We start from the raw sequence: 11,210 nt of genomic DNA on the forward strand, positions 1-11,210 counted from the left end.
GTTATAAAAATAATAATTAAATAATTGAATATTAATCAGTATTTCTGAGGTTAATAATACTTTAGAACTGGCTCTCCCGTACTTGTGGTGAAAAAGCCTATATTAATAATAACTTCCCTAAAAACATTATTTTAAAAGTCTTACCCCACAAAATTTCCAAGAATAATCAAATTTGCTTATCACCCTAGGTACGGGAGAGCCAATAAGCAAGTGAGTATGGCAACATAAATGTTGTTCAGTGAGTTAAAGATTGTCAAGGCGCACGAGTTCCGCCTGTTCATTGGCTCTCCCGTACCTAGGGTGATAAGCAAACCTGATTATTCTTGGAAACTTTGTGGGGCAAGACTTTCAAAACAATGTTTTTAGGGAAGCTATCACTAATATAGGCTTTTCCACCACAAGTACGGGAGAGCCAGTTCTAAAGTATTATTAACCTCAAAAATACTGATTAATACTCAATTATTTTACTATTACTTGTGTTATAAAAATAATAATTTCAATTTCAGGAATGCAACAGGTTTACCGGGTAGAGATTTAATAATTGGATAGGGAACAATCGCCATGAAAACCGTGTATCGACTGCTTATCCCCTTCTGCTTAGTAGCAGCGTTCACACCGACGCCGCTATTCTCCCAACCGATTACACCAGCGACTGATGGAACAGGAACCCAGGTTACACCAGATGGTAACCGCTTTGATATTCAGGGAGGTAGCGTTTCCGCAGATGGGGCAAATCTGTTTCATAGTTTCCAGCAGTTTGGACTCGATTCCGGTCAGATTGCCAATTTTCTGGCGAATCCCCAGACTCGCAATATCTTAGGGCGGGTGATGGGGGGTGATCCGTCGATTATTAATGGTTTAATCCAAGTTACTGGGAGCAATGCTAACATATTTTTACTGAACCCAGCGGGAATTGTTTTTGGTGCAGACGCCCGGTTAAATGTTCCGGCTGATTTCACAGCAACCACGGCTACGAGTATTGGGTTTGGCAATAATAATTGGTTCAATGCTTTGGGTAACAATGAATACCAAAGTTTAGTGGGTGTTCCCAATCAATTTGTCTTTGATGTTTCCCCGGTGGGGAGTATTGTGAATGCTGGTAATTTAGCGGTAGCCGAGGGGCAGAATTTAACCCTTTTGGGGGGTACTGTGATTAACACAGGTAAACTCACCGCACCTGGGGGAACGATTACCGTTGCGGCTGTACCGGGTCAAAATTTAGTCCGCATTAGTCAACCGGGGAGCCTATTAAGTTTGGAGATTTCCTCACGTCCAAGTAATACCGATGAAGCGCTACAGCTAAATCCCCTAGATTTGCCCATATTGCTAACGGGTACAGCGGAGACTGTAGAAACGGGATTGACTGTTTCTCAAACTAACGAAGTGCAGTTAACTGAATCTGAGATAACTCTACCCACTGAAGCCGGAACAGCGATTATTTCCGGTAAGTTAGATGTATCTACGCCAGACTTTTCAGCTTCACCACAGATTGGGGGTGAGGTTAATATTTTGGGCGATAAAGTGGGACTTGTTGATGCGACGATTCATGCCTCTGGTGCAAATGGTGGGGGTACAGTACGGATTGGCGGAGAGTATCAGGGAAGCGGTACTATTCCCAATGCTTTACATACGTTTGTGAGTCGCAATTCAGTGATTAATGCGGATGCACTTATTGATGGTAATGGTGGACAAGTGATTCTCTGGTCAGATGAAATTACCCAATTTTTGGGTAACATTAGCGCCCGTGGTGGATTTAATAGCGGTGATGGGGGGTTTGTAGAAGTTTCAGGAAAACAGGTTTTGAATTTTCAAGGCGTGGCTGATTTGTTAGCGCCTGCTGGTAATGTAGGAACGCTATTATTAGACCCAACAAATATTACGATTAGTACCGCAACGAATAGCGGGAGTATGATGTTTGCTGGGGGTATATTTTCCGACACTACGACGACTCCATCTACACTGAATACGACGACTCTGGAAAATCAATTGGCTTTAAGTAATGTCACCGTTTCCACAGCTTCCGGTTTGTCAGGTGCGGGATCGATTACTGTAGATGATCCGATTACTTGGAGTAGTGACTCGTCCCTGACATTTTTTGCCGATAACGATATTAATCTGAATGCGAATATCAGGTATTCAGGGACGGCTGATACTGCCCTAAATTTACAAGCGAATAATAGTATTAATTTTGATTTTGGTGCAGATATAACAGCTAATAATATAGGGAAGTTAGATGTTATTCTCAATGCTGACCGAGATGGGAGTGGTGCAGGGTCTATTTTTCTCAACTTTGGTTCAGTTATCAATTCTAATGGCGGCGATATTATTCTGGGGGGTGGTAGTAATCCGTTGACCAATCCTGCTGTGGGTACAGGTAAAACTACATCAGTTGAAGCTTCTGGTGTCTATCTTCAGGGTGCTCAACTCAATTCGGGTATAGGTGATATTTCGATTACAGGTAAAGGCTTCGATGGTACAGATTCTGCCCTTGGTATTTTAGTCACAACCGGGGTAATAATTCAAAGCACTACGGGCAATATCACGCTGAGGGGAACAGGCGGGATGGGGGGAAATGACAATCGGGGAATTTTTCTTTTAGAAGCAGATACTAACATCAGTTCAATCGATGGCAATATTAGTTTAACAGGAATAGGACAAGGGTCAGGAAATGAAAATAGTGGCATTCGAGTTGATAACTTTTCCGGTGGTATGGGTCCCACTGTCGAAACCAAAGGGAGTGGTAATATAACCTTTAATGGTACAGGAAGTAGCACAGGAACTCAAGCCAATGATGGTATTGTTTTGGGTGTTGGTAATATTAGAATTCATTCAGTCGATGGCGATATTAATTTGACGGGAATCGGACAAGGTTCAACTTTTGCTAGCGATGGGGTAGAAGTTGCTTTGAATTCCATTGTGGAAGCCACTGGAACTGGAACTATAATATTAAATGGTACTGGCGGGATGGGTACAAGTGATAATCAAGGAGTACGGATATGGAAATCGTCTCAGGTGCGAACCAATAGCGGAACAGTAGATGTAATTGGTATTAGTGGTACTGGAAGTGATTCCTATGGAATTCAGTTAGCTGAAAATGGAGTCTTGGGACAAGGAACACAAACGGGAAACCTGACGCTAACGACAGATAAGCTAGATATTGATAATACGTTTAACGTGGTGGGTAAAGGACAATTACAGGTACAACCGTTAACCCCCAGTTTAGGAATCACGATTGGCGATACTGCTGTTGGCACATTAAATTTGGATACTGATGCACTGGCTAGTTTGCGAAATGGCTTTTCACAAATTATTATTGGTGGCGCGAATAGTAGTGGCACAATTAGCTTAGCTAATAATATTACCTTTAATGATCCAGTAATTTTGCGATCGCGGATGGGTGATGGTTCTATAAATACTGCCGATTATACCTTAACCGGAATCGATAACGCCACGATTCAGCTACAAGCGAACCAAGATATTATTACTGGCGATATTATTAATTCAGGTGGGAAAATTACCCTAACCAGTAATAACGGGACTATCGACATTCATCGGGGAATCCTCGACACTAGCGCCACAACTGGGGATGGTGGAGAGATTAATCTTACGGCTCACACTATCAATCCGGGTTCTATTAATACCTCAGCGGGTTCTGGAAACGGTGGTAATATCAGCTTTAATGGTAATGTTACTCTGCTCCAACCGGATACAATATTTACGACCACAGGTATGACGGTTGGCGGTAATATTATCTTTAACAATACGCTTAATGGTGTCACGGCTGATACCCCAAACCTGACCCTAAATTCGGGTACGGGTACTATTACATTTGATCATAGCGTGGGTAATCGGATTAATTTGGCAGACTTAAGCGTCAATAGTACGGGTATCACTCAATTTAAGGGTTCTGTAACGGTTCAGAGTCTGACTACCGATGCAGGGGGTATCACTCAAATTCGTGGAAATGTGATAACAACTGGAGAATCGGGTCAAAGCTATGGTGATGACGTTACTATTATTGGCGATATTCAATTAACGGGTGACGAAATTAATTTTTTCGGGAATGTAGCAGGGAATGGGAATTTGACCTTACAACCGTTTAATCCCAGTCACGCGATCGCGATTAATGGTTCAACAGATACTAACACAGAAAAGCTAGACCTGTCAGCCCGTGATATCAACGCCTTGCAAAATGGTTTCGAGTCTATCACTATAGGACGTAGTGACAGCAGTGGTGCAATTACCCTAGCTGATGATATTACGTTTAATGACTCGGTGACGTTGCGATCGCCAATGGGTGATGGTTCGATCAATACCACTGGGTTTACTTTAACCGGAAACGGAACTATTACGCTACTGGCGAACCAAGATATTATCACAGGTAATATTAATAATCCAGGTGCAGCGGTGACGCTGACGAGTCTTTCGGGAAATATTAATACTGATGCGGGGACAATTTACACACGATCAAGTATAGGCAAAGGAGGCGCGATCGCACTCAACGCCCGTAACAATATCACAACTGGGGATTTAGACTCGGGTTCTGCGTCTGGAACTCCAGGACCAATTACGCTTAATGCAGGTAACCAGATTACGTTCAATCGTCCCCTGATTTTACCTGGAGATTTCTCTGTGAGTATCCCCAACTCCGGTATGATTATTTTTAATAGCACGGTTGACGGAACCTACGATCTCACCCTTAATCCCGGTGGTGGTATTGTTCAGTTTAATGATCAGGTTGGTAGTTTGAATCCGTTGCAACGTTTAGAAGTTGAAGGTAAAATTACCACCAATAATATTGAAGGGATAAATATCACAGCAAAAAATACCATCACAACGGGTAATATTACTGCCCCTGGCGGGATTAATTTGTTCAGCAACAACGGACAAATTGCCACAGGTATTCTTGACACCTCTGCTGCTGGTAATGGGGGTAATATTCAGCTAAATGCTGATGACACTATTAGGGTTAGCCACATTAATACTCAGGGTTTCGATGGTATAGGCGGAAACGTTGAAATTACAACCAACCATTTCTTCCGGGCGACTGAATCTTTCATCGACCAGAATGGTATCAATGCCAGTATTTCTGCGGCTGGAGGAACAGACGGTGGCAGCATTATTATCCGTCATGGGGGAATCATGCCATTTATTGTTGGTAATTCCCAAACCAACGGTATCCGAGGCGCAATGACTCGAGGTGATACTACACCAGACCAAACCATTGTACCCAATCAAGTCTATTTCTTCAGCCATACCCAGGATGAAGAACGGATACAAATTTTATCTTCCCCTGTCCCTTTCATTCCCGATGAATCACTCATTCGAGAAGCCAAACCCAAACTAGAGACAGACGTAGATATTAGTGAGTCTTTAAACAATCTAATTGGGCAGGGTTTAGAAGCCGAAATCGAAATTGAGGAAGATCCAGAAACTGGAGAAAAAAGGATTGTGCAGCGCTTTTACACTCCAGGAACTCTCGCGATCAATCTTGAGACTTCATTATCAGTGGGTCAGACTGACCAACTGTTTGAGGAGCAATTTGAGAAGTATTTCCAGCAAAATCTAAGCCATGAAATCATCACCGCCGAAGGCTTGCGAGACACCCTAATCACTCTAAAGGAGCAAACGGGAAAGAGTTCTGGCGTTGTCTATGTACGTTCACTGACCAACCATCTAGAACTGCTGTTAGTTCTTCCTCAAGGTTATCCTATTCGCAAGAGAATCCCAACCGCCAATGCCAAAGAATTACAGCAAACCTTGATAGAATTTCGCCAAACCGTCACCGATGCCTATCGCCCCAAAGCCTACCTCGCCCCCGCCCAACAACTTTATAATTGGATGATTGCCCCTCTAGAATCTGAGCTAGAAGAACAGGGAATTGATACGCTGATCTTTTCTATGGACGCAGGTTTACGGACAATTCCCATGGCAGCACTTCACGATGGCAATCAATTTCTTGTAGAAAAATATTCAATTGGTTCTATACCCAGCATTAGTCTCACCAATCGCCGCTATAACACAATCAAAAATGCCCAAGTTTTAGCCATGGGAGCGTCTAAATTTGAAGATTTACCCCCGCTTCCCGCTGTACCGAAGGAATTGCAGATTATTACTAAGGAATTATGGTCTGGTAAATCGTTTTTAAATGAAGAATTTACCCTAAATAACCTGAAACAACAACGTCAGCAGTTTGAGATTATCCACCTCGCCACTCACGCCGACTTCCGACCAAATGACCCCAGTCATTCCTATATTCAACTCTGGGATGAAAAACTCCGGTTAAATCAGCTAAGGCAAATCGGTTGGAATCAGTCGCCTCAAGTGGAGTTATTAGTCTTAAGTGCTTGTCGTACCGCTATTGGCGATATGAATGCGGAGTTAGGGTTTGCGGGATTAGCGGTGAATGCAGGAGTGAAATCTGCCTTAGCCAGTCTCTGGTATGTCAATGATGGCAGTACATTGGTGCTGATGAGTGAGTTTTATCGGCAATTGAGTCAACCGGAAGTGACGATTAAAGCCGAAGCATTGCAACGCGCCCAAGTTGCTATGCTACGGGGACAGGTGCGTCTGGAGAATGGTCAATTACACGGTATTGATATGGGGGGAATTCCTTTACCCCCGGAACTAAAAGGCAGAGGTAATCAAGATTTTTCTCATCCTTACTACTGGGCGGCGTTTACGATGATTGGTAGTCCTTGGTAAAGAGATGGGGGAGTTTTGACCCTTCATAACCTTCGAGGGGGGATGGAGAGAGGTTTTCCAGATCCCGTGAAAAGTAACCTGTAGGGGCTCTTTTCACGACTATCTTTTCGATTGCACAAAAGATGTGACTAAACCCGCCCCTATTGAGGTTTCTAGACTTCCCGTAAAAAGTCAGGATGTGACAAATATTCGCCAACTTTTCGGATATCAGTCATAAAGATGAGTAAGACCTATATTCAAGCTGTTTCAGTGGAGGGAGGATAAATCATCCAAACACAGAACAGATATAAGTTTCCCTCCTACATTATTTATTAACCTGCCTGGAGAGGATATCCCCATGAGTCAGCCTTGTGAACAAACACCGAATTCTAGTGCAGAAGCTAAAGATCAACTCCAATCCTTAGCCTCTGCACTAAATGATACCTCTGTTCCTGTCAATCAAGCCGCTTCTATAGAAGTTACCGAAGCCATTGAAGAACGGGGAAATTCTCGCCAGAAGTGGAGAGGGTTAAAAATCGCTCTGCTCCAATATGATGAGCAAAAGCAGGGGCAGCCAACTGTAATGGGACATTTTCTGATTATTTTAACCTTGTTGGCTATTCTAGTTGGAGCTTATTTCTCTAAAGAAAGAGTGGCTGAACACCGAGCTAATCAGTGGCTATCAGATTGGCAAAACTACTCAAATAAACCGCTAAAATATCCGGCAAATTCCTTTCAGCCATCAACCAATGGAGCAAGCTTTTCTAAGGCTGAACTTCAGAGAATAGATCAACAGCTTCAAGAAGTACACGCCCGGATTGAAATCCATGAACAAATCATGAAATCCTTTTATCGACGCTACTACACCACGACTTCTCTAGCTGCTGGTGCGGGGATAGGAGCGGGGATTTGTTTGTTTATAATTACTCGTGAGGGATGGAAACAAGCGAATAAAGGATTGATTACTATTTTTCTCGTGGCTTCAACCAGTGCATTATTTTTTCGAGAAATTCCTCGAATTTTTAAATATGAAGAAAACTTTATGAAAAATTTCCAGCAATACCGAGAATATGTAGCGTTGAGAAATAAAATTTACAGTTTTTTGGCAACAGAAACCGTGATCACTGAAGTACCAAAAGTCACTCAAGAGTTTGAGCGCCCTGATGCTGAGCAGTTTATTCTTTCGGTTGACCAACGATTAGCTCAACTCCATGAAATCCACATTGGCTTTAATTGGGCAAGACTTGATGCTCTGGGTAACTCGCCACTGTTAGATATTCCACAAGAGTCATCGAATGAAGAATAAGCCCATTCTTAGTAGGTTGGAGAATTTCTTAGTTGCAGCAGATGCTTGTGTAGATGTGCTGATTACCAAGGGTGCGATCGCGTTTTAAACCCTTTATACACATAACTAACCTAAAGTCAATCTTGGCGGCGATTAATTCCAGTACCTGGGATTCCGGAAAAATTGTTCATCTATAGAAATATGGAAAATGAGGGTGACTTGAACACAGGTAAGCAATCAAGAGTCCCCGAAGCAGCAGGAAGTAAACACCGAAATGCAACAAAGATAAGTGTTTTGGATAGGTTGTATGGAGCAGCAGTCTACAGTGAGTAACACAAAACCATCGGATGGAGTCGTATTAGAACCCCAAACCGAATCGACGCTATTTGATTTCCGTTGGTTTTTCCAGCTACCCCCTCTGTTAAAGGGTATGGGAGTGAGTCTAGCCGCCTGTAATACTGTGGTGATCTCATTTGGGCTTTATTCTCTGTTGAATGCTGTTCCATCCAACCCTGACCTTGACCGATTAGAACGGGCGAGGGCAGAATATGATGCGGGAAATTTTCAACAGGCGATCGCACTGGTTAAATCGATTCCCCAAGAGAGTGCTTTATACCAGGATTCTATCACCAGCCTCAAACGGTGGCGGCGGGAATGGCACACAGCAGCAGCTCAATACCAAGCCGCTGAACAAGCTCTCAAGGAGAAGCGATGGCGAGATGTTTTGGAAGCTGCTCGCCAAATGGATGGGGTGCGCTTCTGGCGGCGTAAAGTTGAGTCACTGGTTGAACAAGCCAAACCTGAGTTAGAAGCTGAAGCGAAACAATTACTGGATCAAGCTTACGCCAAAGCCCAAGAAAAAGATTTTATTGGCGCTTTGAACTTGCTCAACCAAATTCCCCCAGAGACAACAACGGCGGCTACAATTCAACCGAAGTTAGCCGAATATGAAGAAAAACAACGAATTAAAGCGGAATATCTTTTACAACAAGCCTATAACCAAGCCGCCAAACGAGATTTTAAAGGCGCGTTGAACTATCTGTCGCAGATTCCACCAGGTACATCCGCCTACGATACGGCTCAAATTAAGAGGGCTGAATATTCGCAAAAGCAGCATTTTAAGGAAGAAGTTGAGAGAACCGTTCAACTGGCGAGGATGGAGTCAGAGGAGCCAGAGAAATCATCTGATCCTTTTTCTACGGAACCGTTCATCTTTACCGAAACGAATGAAAAAACATCAGAACTTAATCCCGGAAACCAACTACAAGAGGTTACGCCTTAAGTAGGTGGGAAAATTAAATCTCTCCCTTTACTTCCCCTGTTCCCTCCCTTCACCACAATACTGATTCAGCAAGCCCTACTTATAACGACTGTTTAACCCGAGTGAAACGTTTCTCCATCTCCTCTAGTTCTATTGCTCCGGTGAATACCTCCCCATTCATCACAAAAAAGGGAGTCCCAGTAATTCCCAAACTCTCAGCTAACTGAATATCCTGACTAATCGCCGTTTCTGCTGCTTGGCTATTGCGATCGCGATTAAATTGGTCTACATTTAATTTCAAACCCTTGGCTGTTTCAATATAAAATGATTCCCCTAGTTTTTCCTGCTGAGTAAACAGCACATCGTGATACTCCCAAAACTTCCCCTGTTGAAACGCCGCCCATGCTGCTTTCGCTGCTGAGATAGCTTGGGGATGAATTGAGGCTAAAGGGTAATGCTTATAGGTCAACGTTACCTGATCCTGATGCTTTGCCATAAACCGTTGCACCGTTTTATGCGCCCTAGCACAATAGGGACATTGAAAATCGGAAAACTCCACCATGACAATCTTGGACTGAGACGCCCCCGTGGTGGGTGACTCCCCAATAACGGCTTGAGGATTCGTTTTAAGTTCCTCAACAAACGCTTGCTGGGCTTGTTGGAGTTGCTGTTGGACAAGCTGCTGATACGCCTGAACGGATTCCAGAATTACTTCTGGGTGTTCGCGAATCACTTGCAACACTTGTTCTTCAAATTGGGGACTAACTGGGTTAGCGGCTTGAACCGGGGAAGACCAGCCGAGTAAGGTAATAAAAAGGAGCAATAGTCCCACAATTGTCTGAGTCAACCGGGAAAGATGAGAGAGCGCGATCGCACAAAGCCGAAATGGGTACATGGTGCAATGTTCATGGTTCATGGTTCATTGTTGATTGTATCGGGCGGGCAAGAGGTAAGATTTAGTTTATAGGGAATACTGCGATCGCACCGTTCCGTTCGTAGTCGGCGCTTTAGCGCTACAAGAAGATATAACAACCGCCAAGGTTAAACAATCTCAGATGGTTCTGCAAACTCCAACCTCCACCAAACGCCAAGAACCCCTAGTTACCTGGGAAAAGCTTCCCGACGATTTTATCCTGCCTGATGATCCCGTGGAAAACATTCAACAACCCCCCCTCGCCGCCGCAGTGACAGACGCCTTAGGTGCAGCCAATCGCCTGAATTCGCAAATGTTAATCGCTTCTAATTTTGGGCTTGTGGCGACGGTAAATCGGAGAATCGTGGTCAAAGCACCAGACTGGCTGTATGTACCCCAGGTATTACCGGTTGCAGAAGGCGTAATTCGTCGCAGCTATACCCCCAATCGGGAAGGAAGTCCAGTTGGGATAGTCATGGAGTTTTTGTCAGAAACGGAAACAGGAGAATACTCAGTACGACCAACGTTTCCCTATGGTAAGTTGTACTTCTATGAGCAAATTCTGCAAGTTCCCACCTATGTCATCTTTAATCCCCTAGAACTAATCCTAGAAGTCCGTCGGTTACAAGATAATCGATACGTATTGCAACAACCCACAGCGGAAGGACGCTATTGGATTCCTGAATTGGGACTATTTTTAGGTATCTGGTATGGCACTCGATTAGGCTCAACAAGCCATTGGTTACGCTGGTGGGACGAGTCGGGAAACCTGTTGCTGTGGAGTGCGGAACAAGCCGAACAAGAACGCCAACGCGCTGAACAAGAACGCCAACGCGCTGAACAAGAACGCCAACGCGCCGAACAAGAACGCCAACGCGCCGAACAAGAACGCCAACGCGCTGACGCGATGACCAACAACCTAGAGGAAGAACGGCAACGCAATCAGGCGTTAATGGCAAAATTGCAAGAGTTGGGAATTGATCCCAACACTTTGTCCTAACGTATCGCGCTTTAATTCTGAGTCAGAAACGATAGTCGTGAAAAGAGCCCCTACCAATGTGTAGGGG

Annotated in this window: 5 protein-coding genes; 4 read left to right on the top strand and 1 reads right to left on the bottom strand. The window is 44.0% G+C overall.

Annotated elements, in window-relative coordinates; translation table 11 throughout:
- Positions 1–561 precede the first annotated feature (561 nt).
- The 3 genes from RID09_RS23085 to RID09_RS23095 all read left to right on the top strand — a co-directional run bounded on the left by RID09_RS23085 (position 562) and on the right by RID09_RS23095 (position 9,251).
- A complete protein-coding gene (locus tag RID09_RS23085) occupies positions 562–6,705 on the top strand; it encodes a CHAT domain-containing protein (RefSeq protein WP_446338258.1) in 6,144 nt (2,047 codons plus the stop codon).
- 337 nt (positions 6,706–7,042) lie between these two features.
- Positions 7,043–7,990, top strand: coding sequence for a hypothetical protein (locus RID09_RS23090; protein WP_446338259.1), 948 nt, complete (start codon positions 7,043–7,045; stop codon positions 7,988–7,990).
- A 286-nt stretch (positions 7,991–8,276) separates the two neighbouring features.
- The gene (locus RID09_RS23095; protein ID WP_446338260.1) at positions 8,277–9,251 is read left to right on the top strand and encodes a hypothetical protein; all 975 of its coding nucleotides are present in this window, start codon (positions 8,277–8,279) and stop codon (positions 9,249–9,251) included.
- Between the two features lie 79 nt (positions 9,252–9,330).
- Here the strand turns inward: RID09_RS23095 and RID09_RS23100 are convergent, their stop codons facing one another.
- Entirely contained in the window at positions 9,331–10,125 is a 795-nt protein-coding gene (locus RID09_RS23100; protein ID WP_446338275.1) for a DsbA family protein, read from the bottom strand.
- A 160-nt stretch (positions 10,126–10,285) separates the two neighbouring features.
- Between RID09_RS23100 and RID09_RS23105 the strand changes: the two genes are divergently transcribed.
- A complete protein-coding gene (locus RID09_RS23105; protein ID WP_446338261.1) occupies positions 10,286–11,143 on the top strand; it encodes a Uma2 family endonuclease in 858 nt (285 codons plus the stop codon).
- Positions 11,144–11,210: the final 67 nt, after the last annotated feature.

Origin of the sequence: Coleofasciculus sp. G1-WW12-02, assembly GCF_040219735.1 — a bacterium.
Lineage (GTDB): Bacteria > Cyanobacteriota > Cyanobacteriia > Cyanobacteriales > Coleofasciculaceae > Coleofasciculus.

Excerpts from the sequence above, each read along its gene's own strand:
- RID09_RS23085 (WP_446338258.1), top strand. The coding sequence starts at position 562 with ATGAAAACCGTGTATCGACTGCTTATCCCCTTCTGCTTAGTAGCAGCG.
- RID09_RS23090 (WP_446338259.1), top strand. The coding sequence starts at position 7,043 with ATGAGTCAGCCTTGTGAACAAACACCGAATTCTAGTGCAGAAGCTAAA.
- RID09_RS23095 (WP_446338260.1), top strand. The coding sequence starts at position 8,277 with ATGGAGCAGCAGTCTACAGTGAGTAACACAAAACCATCGGATGGAGTC.
- RID09_RS23100 (WP_446338275.1), bottom strand. The coding sequence starts at position 10,125 with ATGTACCCATTTCGGCTTTGTGCGATCGCGCTCTCTCATCTTTCCCGG.
- RID09_RS23105 (WP_446338261.1), top strand. The coding sequence starts at position 10,286 with ATGGTTCTGCAAACTCCAACCTCCACCAAACGCCAAGAACCCCTAGTT.